Annotated in this window: 23 protein-coding genes; 8 read left to right on the top strand and 15 right to left on the bottom strand. The window is 38.1% G+C overall.

Annotated features, from left to right (window positions below; all coding sequences use genetic code 11):
* Positions 1–80 precede the first annotated feature (80 nt).
* The 9 genes from AC4IF5_RS14215 to flxA form a co-directional block, all read right to left on the bottom strand.
* Complete coding sequence (locus tag AC4IF5_RS14215; protein WP_490735581.1) at positions 81–1,334, bottom strand: alpha/beta hydrolase; 1,254 nt, start codon at positions 1,332–1,334, stop codon at positions 81–83.
* 6 nt (positions 1,335–1,340) lie between these two features.
* Positions 1,341–1,706 carry an SdpI family protein gene (locus AC4IF5_RS14210; RefSeq protein WP_490735579.1) on the bottom strand — a complete coding sequence of 122 codons (366 nt, stop codon included), beginning with the start codon at positions 1,704–1,706 and terminating at the stop codon, positions 1,341–1,343.
* The gene (locus tag AC4IF5_RS14205) at positions 1,703–3,388 is read right to left on the bottom strand and encodes a C45 family autoproteolytic acyltransferase/hydrolase (protein ID WP_490735577.1); all 1,686 of its coding nucleotides are present in this window, start codon (positions 3,386–3,388) and stop codon (positions 1,703–1,705) included. The genes AC4IF5_RS14210 and AC4IF5_RS14205 overlap by 4 nt, the downstream gene beginning before the upstream one ends.
* A 10-nt stretch (positions 3,389–3,398) precedes the next feature.
* Positions 3,399–4,916, bottom strand: a complete 1,518-nt coding sequence (locus AC4IF5_RS14200) for a phytoene desaturase family protein (protein ID WP_490735575.1) — start codon at positions 4,914–4,916, stop codon at positions 3,399–3,401.
* Positions 4,917–5,092: 176 nt separating this feature from the next.
* Positions 5,093–5,977 (bottom strand): lysophospholipid acyltransferase family protein, encoded by an 885-nt coding sequence (locus AC4IF5_RS14195; RefSeq protein WP_490735573.1) that lies wholly within the window; start codon positions 5,975–5,977, stop codon positions 5,093–5,095.
* 125 nt (positions 5,978–6,102) lie between these two features.
* Positions 6,103–6,357, bottom strand: a complete 255-nt coding sequence (locus AC4IF5_RS14190; protein WP_047377388.1) for an acyl carrier protein — start codon at positions 6,355–6,357, stop codon at positions 6,103–6,105.
* A gap of 4 nt (positions 6,358–6,361) precedes the next feature.
* A complete protein-coding gene (locus AC4IF5_RS14185) occupies positions 6,362–7,582 on the bottom strand; it encodes a beta-ketoacyl-[acyl-carrier-protein] synthase family protein (protein WP_490735571.1) in 1,221 nt (406 codons plus the stop codon).
* A gap of 99 nt (positions 7,583–7,681) precedes the next feature.
* Positions 7,682–8,413, bottom strand: coding sequence for a flexirubin biosynthesis SDR family reductase FlxB (flxB, locus tag AC4IF5_RS14180; RefSeq protein ID WP_490735569.1), 732 nt, complete (start codon positions 8,411–8,413; stop codon positions 7,682–7,684).
* Between the two features lie 80 nt (positions 8,414–8,493).
* On the bottom strand, positions 8,494–10,014 hold the full coding sequence (gene flxA, locus AC4IF5_RS14175) for a flexirubin biosynthesis tyrosine ammonia-lyase FlxA (protein ID WP_490735567.1): 1,521 nt from the start codon (positions 10,012–10,014) through the stop codon (positions 8,494–8,496).
* 98 nt (positions 10,015–10,112) lie between these two features.
* Here flxA and AC4IF5_RS14170 point away from each other — a divergent pair, with 98 nt between their 5' ends.
* A complete protein-coding gene (locus tag AC4IF5_RS14170; protein WP_490735565.1) occupies positions 10,113–11,369 on the top strand; it encodes an NAD(P)/FAD-dependent oxidoreductase in 1,257 nt (418 codons plus the stop codon).
* Positions 11,370–11,403: 34 nt separating this feature from the next.
* Here AC4IF5_RS14170 and AC4IF5_RS14165 read toward each other — a convergent pair whose 3' ends face one another.
* The 3 genes from AC4IF5_RS14165 to AC4IF5_RS14155 all read right to left on the bottom strand — a co-directional run bounded on the left by AC4IF5_RS14165 (position 11,404) and on the right by AC4IF5_RS14155 (position 15,298).
* Entirely contained in the window at positions 11,404–12,012 is a 609-nt protein-coding gene (locus tag AC4IF5_RS14165; RefSeq protein ID WP_490735563.1) for a hypothetical protein, read from the bottom strand.
* Between the two features lie 77 nt (positions 12,013–12,089).
* Complete coding sequence (flxY, locus tag AC4IF5_RS14160; RefSeq protein WP_490735561.1) at positions 12,090–13,382, bottom strand: flexirubin biosynthesis putative acyl-CoA ligase FlxY; 1,293 nt, start codon at positions 13,380–13,382, stop codon at positions 12,090–12,092.
* A 227-nt stretch (positions 13,383–13,609) separates the two neighbouring features.
* On the bottom strand, positions 13,610–15,298 hold the full coding sequence (locus AC4IF5_RS14155) for a M23 family metallopeptidase (protein WP_490735559.1): 1,689 nt from the start codon (positions 15,296–15,298) through the stop codon (positions 13,610–13,612).
* A gap of 351 nt (positions 15,299–15,649) precedes the next feature.
* Between AC4IF5_RS14155 and ileS the strand changes: the two genes are divergently transcribed.
* The 7 genes from ileS to trpS all read left to right on the top strand — a co-directional run bounded on the left by ileS (position 15,650) and on the right by trpS (position 22,694).
* Positions 15,650–19,051 (top strand): isoleucine--tRNA ligase, encoded by a 3,402-nt coding sequence (gene ileS / locus AC4IF5_RS14150; protein ID WP_490735557.1) that lies wholly within the window; start codon positions 15,650–15,652, stop codon positions 19,049–19,051.
* 50 nt (positions 19,052–19,101) lie between these two features.
* Positions 19,102–19,482 carry a TraR/DksA family transcriptional regulator gene (locus AC4IF5_RS14145; protein WP_002983772.1) on the top strand — a complete coding sequence of 127 codons (381 nt, stop codon included), beginning with the start codon at positions 19,102–19,104 and terminating at the stop codon, positions 19,480–19,482.
* Between the two features lie 78 nt (positions 19,483–19,560).
* The gene (locus tag AC4IF5_RS14140; RefSeq protein WP_490735554.1) at positions 19,561–19,806 is read left to right on the top strand and encodes a DUF6576 domain-containing protein; all 246 of its coding nucleotides are present in this window, start codon (positions 19,561–19,563) and stop codon (positions 19,804–19,806) included.
* Positions 19,807–19,823: 17 nt separating this feature from the next.
* Entirely contained in the window at positions 19,824–20,015 is a 192-nt protein-coding gene (locus AC4IF5_RS14135; protein WP_490735552.1) for a DUF2683 family protein, read from the top strand.
* A complete protein-coding gene (locus AC4IF5_RS14130; protein WP_490735550.1) occupies positions 20,015–20,653 on the top strand; it encodes a lipoprotein signal peptidase in 639 nt (212 codons plus the stop codon). Before AC4IF5_RS14135 ends, AC4IF5_RS14130 begins: the two co-directional genes overlap by 1 nt.
* 15 nt (positions 20,654–20,668) lie before the next feature.
* Positions 20,669–21,313, top strand: coding sequence for a SanA/YdcF family protein (locus tag AC4IF5_RS14125; RefSeq protein WP_490735548.1), 645 nt, complete (start codon positions 20,669–20,671; stop codon positions 21,311–21,313).
* Between the two features lie 412 nt (positions 21,314–21,725).
* Positions 21,726–22,694, top strand: a complete 969-nt coding sequence (gene trpS, locus AC4IF5_RS14120) for a tryptophan--tRNA ligase (RefSeq protein WP_490735546.1) — start codon at positions 21,726–21,728, stop codon at positions 22,692–22,694.
* Between the two features lie 171 nt (positions 22,695–22,865).
* On the opposite strand, the gene AC4IF5_RS14115 is transcribed toward trpS, so the two are convergent.
* The 3 genes from AC4IF5_RS14115 to AC4IF5_RS14105 all read right to left on the bottom strand — a co-directional run bounded on the left by AC4IF5_RS14115 (position 22,866) and on the right by AC4IF5_RS14105 (position 24,722).
* Positions 22,866–23,039 carry a PepSY-like domain-containing protein gene (locus tag AC4IF5_RS14115; protein WP_490735611.1) on the bottom strand — a complete coding sequence of 58 codons (174 nt, stop codon included), beginning with the start codon at positions 23,037–23,039 and terminating at the stop codon, positions 22,866–22,868.
* 194 nt (positions 23,040–23,233) lie between these two features.
* Positions 23,234–23,929 carry a YjjG family noncanonical pyrimidine nucleotidase gene (locus tag AC4IF5_RS14110; RefSeq protein ID WP_490735544.1) on the bottom strand — a complete coding sequence of 232 codons (696 nt, stop codon included), beginning with the start codon at positions 23,927–23,929 and terminating at the stop codon, positions 23,234–23,236.
* 202 nt (positions 23,930–24,131) lie between these two features.
* Complete coding sequence (locus AC4IF5_RS14105) at positions 24,132–24,722, bottom strand: RNA polymerase sigma factor (RefSeq protein ID WP_490735542.1); 591 nt, start codon at positions 24,720–24,722, stop codon at positions 24,132–24,134.
* Between the last annotated feature and the right edge of the window lie 104 nt (positions 24,723–24,826).

The following is a 24,826-nucleotide window of genomic DNA, read 5'->3' as shown; positions in this document are numbered from 1 at the left end:
ATATAATATATCAAATCAAAATAATAATACTCACAATGATTTTTATATTGACTTCATAAAAACTTTAAAGGATTAAGATTCTATTTTAGAATGAATTGCGTCAGGTCTTTTAAAAATTCCTCATCAACATGTCCGTTTATTTCATAATCTTTCGGGGATGGCTTTTCTGATCCCGGAATGAGCAGATGGCCCAGGGAAGGATAAAATTTAAATACAGCGGTTTTATTATTTTTCAATGTGCTTTTCCAGAGATTAAAGTCTTTTTCCGTTACCTGATAATCTCTTCCGCCCTGTGCAAAAAACATTGGAGTTTTGATCTTTATAACTTCATTAAGCTGATTATAATCTTTTAAATACTTCCAGTAAACAGCAGATAATCCAAGAGGAAGTTCTGATGCCGGAGTATTCAGGTTAAACTGAGAGGAATTCAGAAATGCAACCTGCTTTTTGATCTTCTTAACTCCTTCCGCAGGAACATTAGAAGGATCCAGGCTGTGCAGATATTCATACTGCTCAACAATTAGGTCCTGCAAAGGTCTTGCGTTTCCAGCCATGAAAATATATTTTGAAGCCTGTGCCTTCTCTGCAATTTTAGGCATTAAATAGGCTCCCTGACTATGCCCCAATATGATGATCTGATAAGCCTTATAATCTTTGCTGTTTTTAAAATATTGAGCCGCATTTACAGCATCATTAATTGTTTCCTGCTCTACAGTCGACTGCTCATTGAACGTTTCCGGATTGGAGTAAGTCCTTTTATCATATCTGTACGAAGCTATTCCATTGGCCAGAAGGTATTCTGCAATATCTTTAAAGGGCTTATTCACTCCAATGGTTTCATCCCTGTCACTAGCACCTGAGCCATGAACAAAAATGACCAGCTTTTTTTTATTATCGGAGGAAGGGATCAGCAATGTTCCGTTCAGCTCAATATCATCACTTTTTATTTTTAAGGCAGTTTTTTCATCCCGCTTTTCAAATGTCTTATGAGGAACGATATAGAACCCGATCAGTTTATTACTGTCATTAAAAGTCATCTGAACATCCAGTTTAGACTTTTCAAATCCGGAGTAGTAGTAATAAGTACTTCCTTCGTTATTGACTTCCAGAATCTCTTTGAAGCTTCCGAGCTGTGTCTGAAGTTGTTCTGTAACTGCTTTAAGTTGATCCAATGGAAGTTGAGACCCTATTGAAGGATCAAAAAAAGAATGAGCTTTTTCTATGTCCTTATCAACAAATAAAGTTTTGATAAAAGCAGTACCGATATCTGTTCTGTTCTGAGAAAATAAAAAGAATGAGCATGCCAGAAGAAAGAAGGTTAACAATTTTTTCATGATAGATTATTTATAAACAACATCTGAAAAAGACAAAGGTCCCATCAGTATCGTAACAAATATAGCAAGAATCACCATAGCCAATTGGGTTGTATGATATACTTTTTCACGGTCTTCTTCTTTTATTTCAAAGGTAAACCTGATCTTATCCGGTCTGCGGATAATTCGCCAGATCAGTATAAGGGCCACAAGATTGAGCAGTATTGGCAAAAAGAGAAATATTTTGCTGCCGTAGCTGTCCTTATTATTTCCATAGCTATGAATAGGAATCATATCAGGGACCGAGCCATATACCGTACACAGATAAGCAGAATAGCAAATGATTATCACAAAAGGAATGCTGAAGAGCAGTTTGATATGTTTCGGGATCATTTCAGCTTGTTTAAGGTTTTCTTCAGATACTTTTCTGTATCCTTTTTGTCCGGAACCGTTGTAATTTCCTTCGTCAGGGCTTTTTCAAATTCAATTTTCGCTTTTGAATAGTCTCTTTTATAAAAATAATATTTTCCGGTCATATAATATACTTTCCAGAAATCAGGGTTTAATGACTGGTAATGGGTAAGAAAATCATCTGTAAGCAATTCTTTATGATCAACAGCAGCATTTACTTTTACACTTGCCTTCCTGTATTCTTCATAGTTTTTGAATTCCTGCGAATCTATAAAAGAATCTCTGCTAATATTCAGTTCTGACGTTGAAAAATCATCAGGCTTCAATCTTTTTTCTGAAAAGATTTTATTCAGATCATAACATACAAATTCACCGAGCTGATAAGGATTTGAAGAAACCCAAACTAACTTTTTCTGAGGTGAAAAAATAACGGCATGATGAGCCAAAAGCTGATTGAGTGCCTTTTCATTACCATAGCCTATCTTTTCATCTTTTAATCCGGATCTGTTTCTCAAAATGGAAGCCATCTTTTCCGGATTCAGCTTTTTTTCTTCCTGTAAAAGTTCCTGAAGTTTTTCATATCGGTATTCAGAATGGCTCTCCTGAATATGTTTCTGATTTCTTTTATCATCCTTGTAAGCTTCAGACTGGAAATGATTCGTACACAACACCTTACTTGTATTCTGTACTCTGTATACCCCGAAGTTTTTAGGTGAAACCTCGATGATCACCGCATTTTTATCAGCTGCACTTCCTACAAGAATTGACTCTGAAACAAAAACGTTTCTCTTTTTAGCAATGGCAACCGCCTCATCAATATTTCGGGCATATTGTAAGATCTCTCTTGTAACAAGGGAAATAGGCGTCTTTGCTGTTAAAGGAATCTTTGATTTTCCGGCATTGATCGTCACCGTAATGCCTTCTTTATTCATCCCGGAAACCACACCGATCATTCCCGGCCAGCTAACCGACATATACGGAATCCCGTTTTCGGGCTCTACAAATTCCACCAGCTTATTCTGTGCAAAATCATCTCCCACATAAAAATCGAAGTTTCTTCCGACCAGCAGATCACCATCTTCTGTATTTTCATTCCATACTGCCAGGGATGTACAGCCAACCATTGCGAGATCCTGCATAGCATGTCCGATATCATGAGCACCGTGCAGATAAAGATTTCTCAAATATTTAGGGGCAATAAAATCGTACTGATCAGATGAATATTGTGACAAGCCATATAATTCGGCCTGATAATCTTCTCTTACATTCAGGTACATCTTTCTGTTGTACCATTTCAAAAAGCCTCTCAACAGTCTTTGTCTGAATTTTGACGGTACGAATCCTTCCACTTTTGAAAAGAAAATCGCCTCCTGTTTCTGCATTAAACTTTGGGTTAACGCTCCATTGTTATATCCCAGCTGCAGAGGGTTTCCTTTAATGTAAAGTTCCCAGAGCTGCTGCTTGTTTTTAGTCAGATAATTTTGATGATACCTGAAAGTACTGTCATTGATCCTGATTACCTTCGGGATTTCCAGTGAATACTGCCTGACCTCCGGAATATGGTGAACAGACTTTGAAACGCCACAGGAAATCAGAATAACTGAAAAAAAAGTGCAAAGAAAAAGCCTTTTGTAAGATAAAGAAGGGATATTCGTTTTTTTCACTTGTGTTGTATTAGGTCATTTTCTTCAGACGGCTGTCAATCGTTTCTTTTCCAAGAATTTCCGCACAGGTATTAAAGGCGCCAATCGTCACTCCCAGAACCCCATGCATATTCACAGATTGCCCTGTCAGAAACAGGTTATCAATTTTAGTACGGGGAGAAACCATTGTTTTAAGAGGATTTTCCGAGCTTTTCATATAGCCATACATATTTCCTTCAAAATTTCCGATATAGTCACGGTAAGACAGCGGAGAAGAAGTATAGATCTTCTTAATGGCATGTCTGAGATTCGGAATTCTCTTTTCCAGTGCTTCTATCATTTTTTCGGTTTTTTCAATCTTGAACCTTTCATATTCCTCTCCTCTTTCATCTTCTTCAGCTACTGTATTGAATGTATTCTCCCATTCTTTTACCTCATCAAAATCCATATAAGAGATAGCTGTCAGGCTCTCTGCAAATTCCGGATGGATCTTTGAAGCTGTCGATGAAAGCATATAAGTTTCCGGCCAGGTTTCTTTTCTGTAACGGAATGCACTCCAGACCTGTTCTTCTGATGAGTAATGGTATATATTATAATTGAAATTGGGCAGACTTTGAGGCTTCAGAACCAGATAAACACTAAAGCATGAAGAAACCGGTTTCCAGCTTAAAACCCTATTCAGGAAAGATTTTTTTAATCTGTCTTCTCCGATCAGCCTGATAGTGGAACGGATCTCGATATTTGAAACAAACTGTTTTGCAGCATATTCTTTTCCTGTTTTTGTTCTTACTGATGTCAAAACATTATTTTCATCAAAAACAAATTCCGAAACTTCGGAATGCTTATGTACCTCTGCTCCATATTCCCTAAGCTTTCGGATAAGGAGTTTAGAGATCTGGCTTCCTCCTCTTACACATTTATAAGCACTTTGTATATAGGAATTCACCGTTAAGGCATGAACATAAAAAGGAATATTTTCAGAATCTCCGGCATATAAAAAATTGGACCCCAGCAAAACAGACTGAAGCTTTTTATTCTGGGTAACGGATTCTATAAATCTTTTGGTATTGAGATGCAGGATCTCCTCGTTGTAATTGTCCTTCCCCACCACATGATATCTCGGAAACTGACTGCATACATACTGAATTTCCTCACAATAGTTCTCAAGGTTTTCTTTTTCTTCAGGAAAATATTGAGACAGCTGCTCAACAAAATTCTGATAGCCCTGTGCATGAGGATACTCAACACTTTCATTTCCAAAGCTGATCCTGTCATATCCATCTTCATCCATTTTCTGAAGCTCAAGATCATCCATAATCTCCAGGTAGGAAAAGAACCGGTTTAAATTCTGCCCTTTTGAAAGTCCCCCGAGATAGTGAACTCCTGTATCAAAAATGAGCTTATCCCGTGAAAAAGTCTGCAGATTTCCACCATACTGGTTATTCTTCTCCAAAACACAAACCTTCAGGCCCTCCTTCGCCAAAACAAGAGCTGAAACAAGACCTCCCAATCCGCTGCCGATTACAAGTATGTCATATTCTTTTTTCAAAGGAAATGTGTTTAATGATTAAGAGATTGAGAAAATTAAGAAATTCAGATATTACTTTGGTATCAGTATGCAAAGAAATCTTATTTGGACAATACTATTTAATTAATGGCCTTAATTCTCAGTACATCTTAAATGGTTTTGAGCTTTATTAGTTTTAGGGCATAAAAGTAGAAAAATTAATCAACATCATCCCAAAAATCAAAATAATTAAACCACTGAAGCGGATATTTTTCCACCATGGTTTCAAGATTCTGAACGTAAGACTGTAAAAGCCCCTGTGAATCCCTGTTTTTAATATTCCGGGCTACTCTTGCATACAGATGGTAATGGAGATTTTTCTCTTTCATTACATACACATACACTACAGGAACACCCAATCTTGAAGCAATAAGAAACGGGCCGGCAGGAAATTTCGCACTTTTTCCCAGCAGATCGGCTTCAAGATACTTTGATCCTTCAAAATAACGGTCACCTGTAAAGCAGATCAGTTCATTATTGGATAGGGCCTGATTGATCTCAAAGATATGAGACATATCCTCTTTTACATAAATGAACTTTATATTGCTCTTTTTTACTGCAACACTTTCAAGGTATTCTTTGATCACCGTAACTTCCTGATCTGTAGTTACCAGATTGATCTGACAGTCGAAGTCGATATCGGCAAAAAAATGCTCTGCAATTTCAAAATTTCCGATATGGGCACTGATCAGAACCCCTCCTTTTTTAGCAGCCAGAAGATTTCTGAGGTTTTCAATACCATCAAATTCATAAGTGTATTTTTCTCTCAGCCCGGCAGAAATAGCCGTTTTGTCGATCAGGACCTTTCCGAAAGTGAAATAGCTTTTAAATATGGAAGACCTTGCTTTCCAATAACCGTAATTCAGTCTCTTCCGGAAATAATAAAGAATATATTGGTTGCTTTTTCTCTGAAACAGAGCGTAATAGGCAGCTACAAAATAGAGCACACCATATGAACTTCTGATCCCGATATTTCTAATGCACCAGACGAATATTCTGTATCCCAGCACCGTCCCTTTAGATTTACCTTTCCATTTGTTCATAGCTATAATTTACCAATATAATAAACAGTATACCAATGTAATAATATCTCTGAGTGCAGCTGTTAAAGGTACACCGGTACATTATTACATTGGTACATTTTATAGAATAAAGATTTACTCAATAACTAAGCGTTTTTTTCAGCAATCTTATTTTCAATCGTTGTGTAGAAGTCATCAAATGTCACCATTTTCTTGAAATCTGCTTCTCCTAATTTCACCCCGAAATTAGATTCAATTACCACTACCATATCGATATAGTCAAGGCTGTCCAAGCCCAGTGTATTTTTAAGGTTGGCATCATTACTGATCTCATCTCCATCCACCTCGAACTCATTTACCAGAAAATCATTAACGATGGCAACAATTTTTTCCCTTTCCATGTTTTTAATCAAATTTTTTAACTATTAGTGCAGAATTGGTTCCCCCAAACCCAAAAGAATTCGACAAAAATACATCAATTTTTTGATTTTTTGTTTTTGATACCAAATTTATCTTTTGAGCCTCACTATCAGGATTTTCCAGGTTAATATTAGGAGCTACGAAATCATTCTGCATCATCAGAATAGAGTAGATCACTTCACTTGCACCTGCCATCCAGCACTCATGTCCTGTCATGGATTTGGTAGAGCTTACCGGAACTTCACTTCCAAAGATCTCATAAATTGCTTTGGCCTCATTGGCGTCACCTATTGGAGTAGAGGTAGCGTGGGCATTGATATAGTCGATGTCTGAAGCTTTTAAACCTGACTGTTGTAAAGCTCTTCCCATTGCCAAAGCCGGTCCGTCAACATTCGGAGTTGAAATATGACCTCCATTTGATGAAAAGCCATAGCCTATGATTTCAGCAATAATCGGCGCTCCTCTTCTCCGGGCAGATTCCAGACTTTCAACGATCAAAGTAGCCGCGCCTCCACTCGGAATCAATCCGTCTCGTCCTGCATCGAAAGGTCTTGACGCTTTTGCCGGCTCATCTTCTCTTGCTGAGAAAACGCCCAATCCATCAAAGCTTGCCATAGAATATTTGTTGGTTTCCTGTGCTCCGCCACAGATGATCATGTTCTGAAAACCGTTTTTGATCATCATATAGGCAAGTCCTAAGGAGTGTGAGCCGCTTGCGCACGCCGCGCTGATCGTAAGATTAATCCCTTTCAGCTTGAAAATGGTGGAAAGGTTCATCGTTACGGTTGAGTTCATTGATTTAAAGATCGCACCTGATCCCATCAATGTTGTATCTTTCTTTTCCCTTGCGATATCAATAGATTCTACTACAGCCTGGGAAACGCTGTCATTTCCATATAAAATTCCCACCTCATGGGTATCTAAGAACTCCTCATTCAGGTTCGCCTGCTTCAATGCAGCAATGGTAGCCAGATAAGCATATTCACTTTCTTCTCCCATACTGACGCGCTGGCGTCTGTTTAAAAGGTTCTTCAGATCCGGTTTTGGAACCACCCCCGTAAGGCCGGATCTGAAACCGAATTCTTTTCTTTCCTGGTCTAAAACAATACCGGATTTTCCTTGATATAGGGATTCCCTGACCTCTTCTAAAGACGTCCCGATGCAGGAATAAATTCCCATTCCGGTAATTACAACCCTATTTTCCATTTGTTCGCATTAAATTTAACAATGTATCAATCCAGCAATGTAACAATATTTTTATTTGACATTCAACCAACATTGATACATTGGTATATTGTTAGATGATTAGGAGTAAATTCCTCCGTTAATATTAATCACTTCTCCTGTAATGTATGAAGCTTTTTTAGAGGCTAAAAACGCAACCAGATCAGCCACTTCTTCCGCTTCTCCAAATCTGTTGGCAGGAATCATAGTCTTAAGCTCTTCTTCATTAAAATCCTGAGTCATATCTGTTCTGATAAATCCCGGAGCAACGGCATTCACTGTAACATTTCTTTTGGCAACTTCCTGGGCAAGGGCCTTTGTAGCTCCTACCAATGCTCCTTTTGCTGCTGAATAATTGGTCTGGCCGGCAGTTCCCTTCACTCCCGATACCGAAACCATATTGATAATTCTTCCGTATTTGTTACGAAGCAGCTTTTGGATAAAGAAGTTCGTTACATTGAAGAATCCGTCCAGACTTGTATTGATCACATTGTTCCAGTCTTCCTTCTGCATCCACATAAACAGACCGTCTCTTGTGATTCCGGCATTATTGACGATCACTTCTACCACTGCATCAGGATTATTCTCCTGCCAGGCTGTCAAAACAGTTTGTGTTTCTTCGGTATTTCCTACATCGAATTTAAGAATTTCCCCCGTAGCGCCCAATTCTTCTACTTTAGCCAAAGTTTCCTTTGCTGCGGTTTCGTTTGAAGCGTAGTTGATGAGGATGTGATAGCTTTTCTCTTCAGCCAGTTTTATGCAGATAGCCCTCCCGATTCCTCTGGAGCCTCCTGTTACAATTGCACATTTCATGCGTTAGTGTTTATATCGTTTTTAGTTTTTTTAGTTAGCCTGAAGTCTTTCTTTATAAGACAATCTATTGCGGCTAATCGTTACATTCCTTTCAAATATTTCTTTACTTCCTCCAGATACGGGTACATGACCATATCATCTGAGAAAGCAGGAATGATTTTTCTGATCTCATCATACAATTCTTTGGTAGATGACGAAACCTTATCCTGGAACCCAAGATATTCAATAGCCTGAATGATAGTAATCGCTTCGATCGCCAGTACTTCAAAAGCATTTTCAATGACTTTTCTGCAGATGACCGCCGCATTGGTTCCCATGCTTACGATATCCTGATTATCATTATTATTCGGAATACTGTGAACATACATAGAATTCGACAGCATCTGGCTTTCTGCCGTAGTAGATGTTGCCGTAAACTGTACTCCCTGCATCCCGAAATTGAATCCTAATTTACCTAAATTTACAAAAGGGGGCAAAATTTCATTGATCTTGGCATTCAGAAGATAGTTCAGTTGTCTTTCCGCAAGCATGGTAAGCTTGGTTACTACAATCTTAAGCTTATCCATTTCCAGAGAGATATAGTCTCCGTGGAAGTTTCCTCCATGGTAAACATGCTGATCTTCAACGTTAATGATCGGGTTATCGTTCGCCGAATTAATTTCATTTTCAAGAACTTTCTCCGTGTATTCCAGCGTATCCAGTACCGGACCTAAGATCTGCGGAACACATCTTAACGAGTAGTATTCCTGAACTTTTTCCTTGAAAACTTTTTCCTGCTCTTCAAAGTGGGTATAAAGGTGATCGGCTCTTTTTCTTATCAATTTGCTGTCTGCCAGATGCGCACGCATTCTTTCCGCTACTTTCTGCTGTCCGTAATGTTTTTTGGTTCCGTTCAGCGCTTCTGATAAATGGTCATCGTAGGCCTGAACAATCTCGTTGATCGCACAGGAAAGTCTGATAGAAATGTCCGTTAGCTGATTAGCTTTATAAGCATTTACAATACCAATTCCTGACATCACAGAAGTTCCGTTCATTAAAGCAAGACCTTCACGGATCTCCACTTTTATCGGTTCCAGCCCTTCGGCTTCAAAAACCTCTTTCGTAGATTTTCTTTCTCCTTTATAAAAAACTTCTCCCTCTCCTATCAATACCAAAGCAAGGTGAGCCAGCTGAACAAGATCTCCGCTTGCGCCTACCCCTCCATGCTCGAAGATTAACGGGGTAATATCCCTGTTGATAAGCTCCTGAAGAAGATAAACAACAGACTGATGCACTCCTGAATTTCCTAATGATAAGGTATTCAGTCTTGCCAGCATACATGCTTTTACTTCCTGCGCGGGTAAAGGATTTCCGATTCCCGAGGAGTGGCTTCTTATAAGATTATACTGAAGCTGATGAGTATCTTCATCACTGATCTTGAATTGAGCCATCGGCCCAAAACCGGTATTCACACCATATATTACTTTATTTTTTGAAAATTCCTTTAAAAACTGAAAACTTGTATCCACTCTTGATAAAAGTGATTCATCCAGTTCTATTTTTTCATTCCCAATGATAATTTTTTGAAAGTCTTTCAGCTCTAAAAAGTTAGTTATTTTCATCAATTAAAAGTAATAGTTGATAATTTTGTAAAATATTAATTATTTGTCACTAATTTTGCGGCAAAGATAAAAGTTATTATTAAAATAAAAAATCAAAGATGAGCAAAGAATTTGTTGACGTTCTTGTAATCGGGGCAGGGCCTTCCGGATGCGTGTCTTCTTCGTACTTAAAGAAGAATAATGTCAGCGTAAAAGTTGTGGAAAAGACTAAATTCCCGAGACTGGTAGTGGGCGAAAGCTTAATACCAAGGGTAATGGACCACTTTGATGAGGCAGGACTTTTCCCTGCATTAGACAAAATGGGCTTTGAAAAGAAGCTGGGTGCCCGTTTCCTTCGTGGTGATGAAGTCTGCATTTTTGATTTCAGCAATAAATTCGGGGAAGGCTGGGACTGGACCTGGCAGGTACCGAGAGCTGATTTTGATAATACTCTTGCTCAGGAAGTCATTAATAAAGGGGTTGATCTTGAATTTGAAACTGAGGTTGTCGATATTAAATTTGACGGGACGGATTCTGTTACTACAGTAAGAAATAAAGATGGGAACACAAAAGAGATCCATGCTAAGTTCGTTATCGATTCCAGTGGCTACGGAAGGGTTTTACCCCGTTTATTAGATCTGGAGAAACCTTCTAAACTATCTCCTCATTCAGCTATTTTCTCCCATGTAAAAGACATTAACAGAGAACCCGGTGAAGAGGGAACATTAATATCCTTTGATATTATTGAAACAGAAGTATGGCTTTGGGTGATTCCTTTTTCCAACGGGAATACAAGTCTGGGAATCGTAGGACCAACTGATTATATTGAAAAATTATCTGAAAACGGGGATACAGCTGAAGCTTTAAGAAAAGCTATTACTCTTTCTGATTATTATGTAAAACGTTTTGGTAACGTAGATTTCCTTTTTGAACCCAAACACCTGAAGGACTATTCCTGCTCGGTAAAGAAATTATTCGGAGATGGATTTGCTTTAACCGGAAATGCTTCTGAATTCCTTGATCCTGTTTTTTCTTCAGGAATGGCTTTTGCCACAGAATCGGGAATGCTGGCAGCAAAACTGGCTTTAAGACAACTGAACGGAGAGAAGATCGACTGGCAGACCGAATATACAGACTACATTTTATATGGAGTGGATGTTTTCACCACCTATGTAAAAGAGTGGTACACCGGAAATCTTCAGGAATTATTCTTCCACCAGCCTGAAAACCCGGATGTAAAGAAAAAGATTTGCGCCGTATTAGCAGGTTATGTATGGAATAAGGACAATCCTTTTGTGAAGAAGCACGATACAGTCATTAAGAATCTTGCCAACCTGATCAAATCAGAAAAACAGGAACAGCAAAATCAACAATAAAAAAACGGTCTGAAAATTCAGACCGTTTTTTGTTTTATTTTTTCAGAGCATCATTGATTTCTTTTCCCAGCTTTTTACCAGTAACTTCATATGCTGCAGCAATTCTCCCGTATTCCCACGCAAATTCTTTATTCATTTGTTTTCCTCCGATTTTATCCGCCTGTAATTTCATTACTACTTTTGAAGGGTTATCTGTTTCTACAAATCTCATCTCTGCGGTTAATTTGCCTTCCTGCGAGCCTATCATTCCGCCGTACCATCCCGCATAGATCCACTTTGCATCAATAATTAAAGTATATTTTGTCTGTGCATCCTTTTTAAAAACAACCTTTTTTGATTTACCGTTTATTCCTTTAAGAAAATAATCAGCATATTCTGAATCCTTAAATTTTTCCCATTGAAAAATCCAGTTCTTCCAAACGGCTTCGCTTTTTTTAGCTGTGATATCGGCTTTTCTGTTTTCAAGGTATTGAGCTTCGGTAAAGTTTTTCTCTTGATAAACAGCATTATCCAATATCAACTGGACATTCACTTCAGTCTGATCTCTTAAAAAGTCAAAATTCCCGTATTCGAAGTTAATTTGATTTTGTGCAAATGTTGTTGTTACAATTGCCATAAACAATAGCAAAAATAATTTTTTCATAGTGTATTATTAGTTTTAAAATTTTAAGCGTCCAAAGATATTATAAAAAATGAGATCTTTTTCTCCTTACATTAAATTCAGCGCAGATCGATAAAGGTAATCGGTTTTCTGCTGTTCGGGTTGAAAACCGTTTTAGACAGAACATCAAAGTCTATGATCTCAATTTTAGGGCTGACTCTCAGCTTTGCACGGAAATGGTCCCTCACCTCATTCACAAAGCTTTCATGTTCTTCTTCCGTACTTAATCTGATCACAATCTCATCCAAACCGATTTCGTTCGCCTGAATAACGATCTGGTAGCATAAGATATTGTTGAAGTCATTCAAAATATCGTTCATTGCCGGCGGATATAATGTTGTGCCTTTGTATTTGATCATCTGTTGCTTTCTTCCTACCACCGGTCCTAATCTCATCGTATTCCTTCCGCATGGGCATGGTTCGTAGTGTGCTTTTACAATGTCCCCGGTTTTAAATCTCAATAAAGGGATCGCTTCTACTCCTAAGGTAGTGATCGTAAGCTCTCCGCTTTCTCCTTCTTTTACTGGATTTCCATTATCATCCAGGATTTCTGTAATGATCAGCTCGGGATGATGATGCCCCCCGATCTGGAACTCACATTCTGTAAAAGCAGTACTCATCTCAGTGGAAGCATAGGTAGAAAAAAGCTTTATATCCCACTTTTCCCTGATCTTCTGTGAAAGAATATTGTCTGTAAAATCCTGATTTTTGATACTTTCCCCAATACATACCGCTCCGTAAACACTTGAATTTTTATAATCCAACCCGTGCTTTTCTGCATAATCAATCATTTTCAACAGAAAAGAAGGAACAGTGATCAGGTATTTAGGCTTGTACCTGAAGATGGAATCCCATTGCAGCTCCGGAATTCCCGGTCCCATTCTGACAACGCTGGCTCCCATCTTTCTTAAGCCCAAAAAGTAGGCAAGTCCCGCCATGAAACGTTTATCAATGGTGGTGATCATCTGAACAACATCTCCTTTCTGAATACCTGCACAGGCAAAGGATATGGCTTCATTGTAAGCCAGTCTTTCAAGATCGCTGTCAGACAGTCCAAAAGTGACCGGATCTCCTAAAGTTCCTGAAGTTGTGCTGTAATCTACGATCTTATCCGGTGCTATACAGAAAAAATCATGATTAGACTGCTGCAGATCATTCTTTGTCGTTGTAGGAATTTTCTGAAGATCTTCCAGAGTAAGGATATCTTCAGTTTTAATATTATTTTCCCTGAACAGCTTCTGATAAAAAGGTGAATTATTTTCAAGATAAATCAAAAGCCCATGAAGTTTTTCTTCCTGAAACTTTTTTATTTCCTGAATATCTGCTTTCTCGATTAACGGATGAAATTCCAATGATTTTAATTTTAGGCAAATTTAATTAAAATTAAGAGCCTGTTTAAATTTGTATTAAAATATTATTTCTCGCTGATTTGATTTACGAATAATGATCTGTTGAATCAGCAAAATCAGCGGGAAAGTAAAGCGTTAAATTAATTAGACAAATGACTAGCAATTAAATTTGAACAGGCTCTTAAAGAGTAAAAGGTTGAAGCATTAAAAGCCTGCTCTTCTGCACTCTATTATCTCTGAAAGGTAAAAGTCTGCATATTGGTATTTCCGGCCGTGTTGATCGTGGTTACTTTTAAAGTATGGGAGCCTGATCCCTTCGGGCATTTTTCATCAAAAGTATAGACAAAATCATTTTTTACACGGGCAAACCGCAGCCACTTCCCGTCAAGTTCCGCACGGAATGAAACAATATCCCCCACTTTGGAAGTTCCTTTCAACCGTAAAGAATAAGTATTCACCAGGGTTCCTTCTTTCCAGCCTGGTGCAACAGACGGAAGATCATTATCAATAACCAGCTTTACAGTACCTAATCTGTTGAAATTTCCTTCTGCCCAATCACCATTCCATTTTCCTTTTACAACATTTTTATCACTTCCATAATCGAGTATGATAACGGCTCTGTCTTTTTCTCTGTCTGTCAATTTTTTAAAGGGCTTTATCTTTAATGCATAATCATCATGGACCGGAATGTATGGGCTATGTAAAATAATGGTATTGGAAACAGCGTTCAAATCGGCTGCAGGTTTTTCATAAGCGCTAAAGTTTACCGCATCATAAACCGCATTTTTGCTGAAACGGATCTCTGCATTTTCAGTTGTAATCGTTTTTCCTTCACCAGGCATTACAGCTTTACCGGCAGAAAAAGCTTTATCGGTTGATTTATTCAGCTGAACTTTTGTTGTTAAGCGGCTCGTATTGCCCTTTACATCTCTTAAAATAATTTCAATATTATGAATTTCCTCATCCCCGAGACGAATAATGCCGGATGAATCAGAGGTGCTGTAATTCTTAAGCTTCATTCCCGGCAAAACGGATAAATGCTGAATACTCATTTTATCCCTGATAAATTTAGTATAGTCTATACAGCCGTTCAGATAGCGGGTATCATCATAGCTTACTTTATCAATGGAAAAGCTATAGATCTGCTTACCATCCATTAATAATTCCGCCTGATAAATTCCAAGATTAAATCCCTGGTTCGCTTTATCCACCGCTTTGACGGCAAAGCTTATCATAGGTGAATTTACCCTGACAATATCAGCAGTATAGCCACTTCCTGCTTTTTTAACAGCGATTCCGTTCGCTCCCGGTTCATAGGTACTGAATCTTCTGTCATACCAGTAAAGCCCGCTTATAACGGGAGCCACATTGTCAGGAATGGAAAAGCCAAAAAGTAACGGATTAATACATTCTTCCGTTTTAGTGTCTCTTATTTCAAAATGCAGATGCGGTCCTGCCGAACCTCCTGTATTCCCGCTCAAAGCGATCAATTGTCCTTTCGTTACAGGGAATTGCCCGGGCTGAAAAGTTATATCCTGTTCCCATTTTTCGTCTTTGTACTGTCTTTCTTTTACATACTCATCAAGCTTGTCGAAATATTTGTTTAAATGGGCATATACCGTCGTATAACCATTCGGATGAGTGATGTAAACAGCGTTTCCGAAGCCGTACCGCTCCACTTTTATCCTGCTTACATAGCCATCTGCAGCCGCAACAACAGGTAAATTTTCCTGACTGTTGGTCCTGAGATCCAATCCCATATGGAAATGATTCGTACGGACAGCTCCAAAGTTGGCTGCCAGCTGCATCGGGATGTTCAGCGGATTGCGGAAATAATTTTGCGGATAATTATTCTGGGCCTGTGTGATGATATTATTGAGGAAACAAATAATAAGCATCAGTTTACAAAAGATTTTCATACATCATTTGGTTTAGATCTACTTAAATGTACGAAATTTCAAGCAATGATCGTGCTGTTTTACTCCCGCAGATTTTGCTGATTGAGCAGATTTTGTTATTAACCACAGATAGGCACAGATTTTCACAGATCTTTGCCCATAGTACCTCTGTGGGATTTGTGGAATCTGTGGGAAATTATACTTGGAATTGACTTATCCGGGCATTCTTTATTCACATTTTAACGTTTTCTTTATTATATTTCTGAGATTGAACTTTTTAATAGAAATTACCCCGATAAAACATATCTTATAAACCGACAAAATTTAGTAAATTTGCAGACTTAATTAATCAACGATATTGAGATATTTACAATGAGCCAATTTAAAGAATACAAAAACCTCAACCTTATTGACATAGCAGAGAATGTAGCGGAATTTTGGAAACAAAATAAAACTTTCAATAAGAGTGTTGAGATTCGTCAGGGAAATCCTGAGTTTGTTTTTTATGAAGGTCCGCCTTCAGCAAACGGTATGCCCGGAATTCACCACGTAATGGCAAGAGCATTGAAAGATATTTTCTGCCGTTACCAGACTCAGAACGGAAAGCAGGTTTTCCGTAAAGCGGGATGGGATACGCATGGTCTTCCTGTGGAACTGGGTGTAGAAAAAGAATTAGGAATCACTAAAGAAGATATTGGCAGAAAGATCTCTATTGAAGACTATAACAAAGCTTGTCGTGAAGCGGTAATGCGTTATACAGACGTATGGAATAACCTTACTGAGAAAATCGGATATTGGGTAGACCTTGACGATCCTTATATCACGTACAAGTCAAAATATATGGAAACGGTTTGGTGGCTGTTGAAGCAATTGTATGATAAAAACTTATTGTACAAAGGGTATACGATCCAGCCTTATTCCCCTAAAGCAGGAACAGGACTTTCTTCCCATGAATTGAACCAGCCGGGAACGTATCGTGATGTTTCAGATACAACCGTTGTGGCTCAGTTTAAAGTAAAGAAAGACTCTTCAGCTTTATTCAGCGATGTTGACAGAGATGTACATATCCTTGCATGGACAACGACTCCGTGGACGTTACCATCCAATACGGCACTTACGGTAGGACGAGATATTGAATATGTTTTGGTTAAAACTTTCAATCAATATACTTTTGAGCCAATAACAGTCGTGTTATCAAGCGTTCTTTTACCTAAGGTTTTCGGTAAGAAATATACGGAGGGTACAGACGAGGATTTTGCTAACTATACTCCGGAAAGCAAAGTAATTCCTTTCAAAATATTAAAAGAATTTACCGGGGAAAAGCTTGTGGATACGAGATATGAGCAACTGGTTCCGTGGTTTACGCCCAATGACAGTCCTGAGAATGCATTCAGAGTGATCTTAGGTGATTTCGTAACAACAGAGGACGGTACAGGTATCGTTCACACGGCACCTACTTTCGGTGCTGATGATGCAAGAGTTGCTAAAATGGCCCAGCCAGAAGTTCCGCCAATGTTGGTAAAGGATGAAAATGACAATCTTGTGCCATTGGTAGATCTACAGGGGAAATTCATCCAGGGAGAAAATGTGCCTGAAGTATTCTCAGGAAAATATATCAAGAACGAATATTATGATGAAGGCACTGCACCTGAAAAATCATGGGATGTAGAGCTTGCGATCCTGTTAAAGACAGAAAACAAAGCCTTCAAAGTAGAAAAATATGTCCACTCTTATCCTCACTGCTGGAGAACTGACAAGCCGGTACTGTATTATCCATTGGATTCATGGTTTGTTAAGATGACTGCCGTGAAAGACAGATTGGTCAATTTAAACAAAGAGATCAACTGGAAGCCAAAAGCTACCGGAGAAGGACGTTTTGCCAACTGGCTTGAGAATGTGAACGACTGGAACTTATCCCGTTCAAGATATTGGGGTATTCCGTTGCCGATCTGGAGAACAGATGATCTGAAAGAAGAGAAGATCATAGGTTCTGTAGAGGAGCTGTACAATGAAATTGAAAAATCAATAGCAGCAGGACTGATGGCTGAAAACCCGTTCAAAGGTTTTATCATCGGAAATATGGCTGAATCAAATTATGAGTTGGTCGACCTTCACAAAAATGTGGTGGATAAAATTGTATTGGTTTCAGATTCAGGTAAGGCAATGAAACGCGAAAGTGACCTGATCGATGTTTGGTTCGATTCCGGATCGATGCCTTATGCACAGCTGCACTATCCTTTTGAGAATAAAGAATTAATCGACAACAATAAAGCATTCCCTGCGGACTTCATCGCAGAAGGTGTTGATCAGACCCGTGGATGGTTCTATACGCTTCACGCTATTGGAACAGCTGTTTTTGATTCTGTTGCTTACAAAAATGTAATGAGTAACGGTCTTGTTTTGGATAAGAACGGACAGAAAATGTCAAAGCGTTTAGGAAATGCAGTAGATCCTTTTGAAACACTTTCTGTATATGGGCCGGATGCTACACGCTGGTATATGATCTCCAATGCCAACCCTTGGGAAAACCTGAAGTTTGACATTGAAGGAATTGATGAGGTGAGAAGAAAATTCTTCGGAACGCTGTATAATACATACTCGTTCTTTGCTCTGTATGCGAATGTTGACGGATTCAAATATTCGGAAAAAGAAGTGGAAAACCGTCCTGAAATCGACAGATGGATCCTTTCTGAGCTGAACCTTCTGATCAAAGAAGTAAAAGCGTTCTACGAAGATTACGAACCGACAAGAGTAGCAAGAGCGATCAGCACATTTGTGAATGATAACCTGAGCAACTGGTATGTAAGGTTATGCAGAAGACGTTTCTGGAAAGGAGATTATTCTGATGACAAGATCTCTGCTTACCAGACTTTGTATACCTGTCTTGAAGTGGTAGCGAAATTATCTGCTCCTATTGCTCCGTTCTTCATGGACCAATTATATCAGGACCTGAATAAAGTAACAGGAAAAGAAAGCTGTGAATCTGTACACTTAACAGATTTCCCGGTTGCTGATGAAAGCCTGATCGATCAGGATCTGGTTGAAAAAACACATTTGGCTCAGAACATTACGAGTATGGTCTTCTCTTTAAGGAAGAAAGAAAACGTAAAAGTTCGTCAGCCATTACAAAAAGTATTGGTTCCTGTACTGGATTTTAAAACAGAAGCGCAGATTCTTGCTGTTGCCGATCTGATCAAGCAGGAAGTAAACGTGAAAGAATTACAATTGATCAATGCTGAGGAAGCCTCTCATTTAATTGTAAAACAGATAAAGCCCAACTTCAAGGCTCTTGGTCCTAAATTAGGAAAAGATATGAAGGTAGTGGGTGCAGAAATTACTAATCTGACCACAGAGCAGATCGCCGGTCTTGAAAAAGAAGGAAAACTGGATGTTCAGGGATATGAGATTACCCTTGATGATGTGGAAATCTCTACAAAAGATATCCCGGGATGGACGGTAACTTCCGACGGAAAAACAACTGTGGCATTAGATTTGACGTTAACAGATGAATTAAAATCTGAAGGAATCGCAAGAGAATTCATCAACAGAATTCAGAACCTGCGAAAAGAGAAGGATTTCGAACTGACAGACCGAATCAATATCTTCATTGAAGAGAATTCACCATTCATTGAAGATATTAAGAAAAATGAGGAATATATTTCTTCTGAAGTCTTGTCAAATAAAATAGAAATTGTATCTTCACTTTCAAATTTTAACGAAATCGAAATAGATGAGGTTAATTTTAAGATAAATATCGAAAAAATTAACATGTAATATTGTATTTCAAATTCCATTTCATAATTTTATTAAAAAAGAGAAAGAATATGTCAGACGAAAGAGTTAGATACAGCGATGCTGATTTACAGGAATTTAAAGCGATCATAAAAGAAAAAATAGAAAAAGCGGAAAAAGATCTTCAGCTGATCAGAGAAAGCTTCATCAACGACCAGAATAACGGAACAGATGATACTTCGCCTACCTTTAAAGCATTTGAAGAAGGAGCAGAAACGCTGAGTAAAGAGCAGAACTCTATTTTGGCAGGAAGACAGGAAAAATTCGTGCGTGATCTTAAGAATGCGTTAATCAGAATCGAAAACAAAACGTACGGTGTTTGCAGGGTAACAGGGAAGCTGATTCCTAAGGAAAGACTTTTAGCCGTTCCTCATGCCACGCTGAGCATTGAAGCGAAAAATATGCAGAAATAGCCGTAAGGTTTGTAAAATAATATTGGGTTTATATGGTATCTCCGGATACTTTATAAACCTAATTTTTAATGTATACCCATGAGCGAGTTATTAATTTTAGGAATTATCATCGCAGCAGTATTGTTATTTTTCAACAGGAACCGGATCAGAAGCAGGTTCTTTCCGGATCAGCAGAAAAACTATACGATCGATGATAAGTTCAATTCTGATAAACGGGAACGGGAGAAAGAAGTCGACAGGCTTTTGAGTAAGATGGGCAGGAACGGAATCAATGACCTTTCGGCAAAGGATAGAAAAAGGCTTGACGAATTGTCCAAAATGTAAAAATTTAAATATAAGAAATGGAATCTATCATAGTACATCCTAAAAATCCTATGGAGCTTAGCGCACTGAAAAGTGTTTTGAAAGAAATGAACATTAAGTTTGAAAAAGCTCATGTTAAAAGTTCGTTCAATGGACAGAAAGTGATCAAGAAAGCGAGCGATAATAAAAATGTAAAAGCGGCAAAACCATCTAAACCTAAAGGACAGTAATGAAAAAGATCTTAGCTATAACATTTTTGGTATTGTTAATTGACCAGGCTTCAAAAATTTATATTAAGACCCATTTTAATCTGGATGACAGTATTTCTGTTTTTCCCGGCTTTAAACTGACTTTCGTGGAAAATCCGGGAATGGCATACGGATTTCATTTTGGAGGGATCCTCGGAAAATATTTCCTGGTGATTTTAAGGATATTCCTGATCGGAGGAATGATCTATATGTTTAGAAAATGGTTAAGAGAGGGAGCTTCCAACTATCTTTTGATTCCTATGTCTATTATCTTTGCCGGCGCTATCGGAAATCTTATTGACGGAATGTTCTATGGAATGATCTTCGACAGCGGAACAGTTTATGATCCAAGCATTGACAGATGGCTTGGCTACGGCGGAATGTCAAAGCTCGTTCCTTTCGGACAAGGATATTCTACCTTTATGAAAGGCTGTGTAGTGGATATGCTTCACTTCCCGCTGGTAGACTGGCACGTTCCCGAAAGCTGGCCTTTAATAGGAGGAAAGCATATTGAATTCTTCAAATATATCTTCAATGTTGCCGATTCTGCCATTACGGTAGGAGCTGCTTTCTTATTAATCTTTAGAAAAAAGGCTTTCCCGAACGGCCTGGAGTTTTAAAAGATCAATTTTCAGATGAAAAAAACAATCAAAAATATTTTTACATTTTTCCTGCTTCTTCTGGTTGCAGGAATTATTTTTATCGCCTGGGCAAATTACAGCATCAAAAAGAAAAGCGAATCTTTTGTTTCCTATAATATAGCCGATATACCGGAAACCAAAACCGCATTATTGCTGGGAACCGGTAAGACATTAAGCAACGGCATGCCAAATGCCTATTTCGACAACCGGATTAAAGCAGCAGCAGATCTTTATAAGAGTGGAAAAGTACAATACGTTATCGTAAGCGGAGACAACAGCACCAAGGATTATAATGAACCTGAGGACATGCAGTCGGCATTAGTTGAGCAGGGAGTTCCACAGGATAAGATCATTCTGGATTATGCGGGTTTCAGAACATTGGATTCTGTAGTAAGGGCAAAAGATATCTTTGGGCAAACCAGGCTGGTCATTATCTCACAGAAATTCCATAATGAAAGGGCTGTTTTCCTTGCCAGAAAAAACGGAATGGAAGCCTTCGGGTATAATGCGGAAGATGTAAACAAATATGCGGGGTTAAAGACCAACCTAAGAGAATATCTTGCAAAAGCCAAGGTGTATTGGGATCTGCTGTTTGGGGTAGAACCGAAATTCGGGGGTGAAAAGATTGTGATTCCCTAAGGGCTCTCGCTGATTTTGCGGATTACGCTGATTTTATTTTTAACCACGGATTGCACGGATTTACACAGATGTTCATGCTAAAGATTGTATGGATTTTAAGTTAAAGATTGTAATTCCCTAAAGACTCTCGCTGATTTTGCGGATTATGCTGATTTTATTTTTAACCACGGATTGCACGGATTCACACAGATGATTATGCTAAAATTTTAAGTTTTGGCTAATGCCCAATTGATAGATTTATAGATGCGAGCATATTTCAGTCCGCTCCTATTGAAGTTTAATAAAAATTCTTGATTCTTGATTCTTGATTCTTGATTCTTGATTCTTGATTCTTTTAATCTTTTTTATTCATTATCCCACCAAACCTCGTAAATTTGCAATTCATTAATTTTTTTAATATAAATTTTAAACAATGTCAAGAATTCTTACCGGCATTCAAGCCACCGGAACTCCCCATCTTGGAAATTTACTTGGGGCGATTATTCCTGCTATAGAGCTATCCAAGCAGGAAGGAAATGAATCATTTTTATTTATTGCGAATCTTCATACGCTTACCCAGATCAAAGATGCGCAGACCTTAAGACAAAATACCTACGAGATTGCTGCGGCTTGGCTTGCTTGTGGGCTGGATACCGAAAAAACATTTTTCTACAGACAGAGTGATATCCCTGAAACCTGTGAACTATCTTGGCATTTATCATGTTTTTTCCCTTATCAAAGATTAACATTGGCCCATTCATTTAAGGATAAGGCCGACAGGCTTCAGGATGTGAATGCAGGTCTGTTCACCTACCCTATTCTGATGGCTGCGGATATTTTATTGTATGATGCAGAAATCGTTCCTGTAGGAAAGGACCAGCTTCAGCATCTGGAATTTGCAAGAGATGTCGCTTCAAGGTTCAACAACCAAATGGGTGAAATTCTTGTATTGCCACAGTCTGAGCTTCAGGAAGACACCAAATATGTTCCCGGAACAGACGGACAGAAAATGTCAAAATCAAGAGGCAACATCATCAATATCTTCTTACCTGAAAAGGAACTGAAAAAACAGGTCATGAGCATCGAAACGGATTCCAAGTCTTTGGAAGAGCCTAAAGATCCCGAAACGGATAAAGTGTTTGCGATCTACCAACTGATCGCTACACCAGAGCAAACCGAGGAATTGAGAGCTAAATATCTTGCCGGAAACTTCGGATACGGGCATGCTAAAAAAGAGCTTTTAGATCTTATTTTGGTTCGATTCGAAAAGGAAAGAGAAACCTTCAATTATTATATGAACAATCTGGATGAGCTGGAAGCAAAATTACAGCAAGGAGCAGAAAAAACCAGACCTATTGCACTGGATACCCTTAAAAGAGTAAGAGCAAGCTTAGGATTTTAATTCTGTGCTTTAAATAATAAGAATTCGGCTGTCTCAAAATTGAGACAGCCGAATTTTTTGCCACTAATGCGCATATTTTTTATTGATGTACGTATGTCAGATTTTATTTTTTGCAAGAATAAAATAATGCATCTGGTCTTCGAATTCATAAGCAATATCCCAGCCAGGATATTAGGTATTCGGGAAGTTTTTGGTACTGTAATTTCTGATAGAAGCCGGAATAAAACCATAAGGCAGTTTCAGATGATTGCCATCCGCTTCTTTCCAGTTTCCGTTGCTGTTGAACTCCATTTTCATTCCGTTGTTCAGATATACTTTATACTCAGAAAAACTTGATGTGAAAATGAAATATTATAATAGTTGGTGTGAAAAAATATTCCCGCAGATCACCCTGATTTCACGGATGTCTGTGCTTTATTTCTAATAAGCTATTTTTTCCGGACGAAATAAAATACATTCATGCATATTTTCAGTGAGAGAATAAATTAATAAAGCCATTAAGATCATCTCAATGGCTTAAGTATACTTTTTATTTAGAATTATAGGTATTCCTTGATCTGCTGAAGATGGGTAATCGCCTTTAATCCGGCTAATTGCTTTTCCTCTTTATAAACATCAAAGAAAATCGCATCCATTCCGAAGTCTCTGGCTCCCATTGCATCAGCGATCCAGTCATCCCCGATCAGAATACTTTCTTCTTTTCTGGCTTCAGAAAGGCCTAAAGAGTATTCGAAGATTTTAGGATTCGGTTTTCTTACCCCTACAGCATCTGCGCTGGTAATGGTTTTAAAATAGGGAGCGATCCCTGATAGTGTACATTTTCTCTCCGTGACCTCCTGAAATCCGTTAGAAATAATATGAAGGGTATAATTTTTAGCTTTTAAATATTCAAGGACATCTTCTGCCCCTTCTACCAGCTCATTATGACTTACGATATTATCCAGGAAGTTTTCTTCAAAATAATCGGAAAGCTCTTTATTATCTATTCCGAAATGTTTGAAGGAATCATAAAAGCGGTGTTCTCTCAAATACTCTTTGCCAATAATTCCATCTCTTATCTTTTCCCAGAGTTCTTCGTTGATATCATGATAAACAGAGTGGAACTCTTCAAAGTCAATCGTATACTTCGAACTGATCTCCTGTTTTTCGAAAAGGTCTTTGATGGTAAGATAGGCATTTCTGCGATGATCCCATAGCGTATTGTCGAGATCAAAATAAACGTGCTGCATTTTCATACAGCACAAAGTTAATAATTTTAATTTTTTGAGATAGGATAATTTTTGCTCTTGCTTTCTACAATTTCAAGGCTTTTGGAAAAATTCAGCAAAAAATCAATAGTTTGTTTCTTAGGTTTCAAAGTTTTCACTTTTAAAGAATCATTTTTTTTCATAGGCGAAACATGTTTTCCTTAAAACGTGAATTTTTATGAAATATTATCTATCTGGTTAATATTATATTCTTTTCGTCCATGATTTTTCTCAGGTTGATAAGGGCATATCTTACCCTGCCTAATGTAGTATTGATGCTCATATCCGTATGATCAGCAATTTCTTTAAAGCTCAGCCCGTCAAAAAATCTTAATTTGATCACTTCCTGCTGATTCAGTGGAAGAAATTGCAGCATCCTCAGCAAATCTTCCTGAATCTGATTGGTCACCAGCTGATCTTCAATATTTTCTGAAGGCTCTCTGATCAGATCAAAAATAGAGTATTCATCAGTTTCAAATGTTGTTTCTGAGACTTTGATGTTCTTGGCTTTTGATCTGAAATGATCGATGATCAGGTTGTGGGCAATTCTTTTCGCCCAAAGAATAAATTTACCTTCTTCGTTATAGCGTCCTTCTTTCAGCATGACAATAATCTTCATGAATGTATCCTGAAAAATATCGTTGGCTAAATCTTCATCATTAATTTTGTAAAAAATGAATGTAAAAAGTTCTCTCTGATGGCGATGAATAAGGGTTGATAACGCTCCCTCGTCACCCTTCTGGTAAAGCGAAATTAGTAAACTATCCGATTTTGATTTCATAACTCTTCTCAATATAAATATTTGCAGACAGGCATTCCTCCAGATACTTTATCTGGCTTTTGCTGTATATACAAAACAGTTCTTCAGAGTAGAGTCTCTTCAAT

Source organism: Chryseobacterium sp. UF-290, from assembly GCF_058245615.1.
The sequence above is the reverse complement of the archived record's forward strand: the minus strand, read 5'-3'. Positions and strand labels throughout refer to the sequence as shown.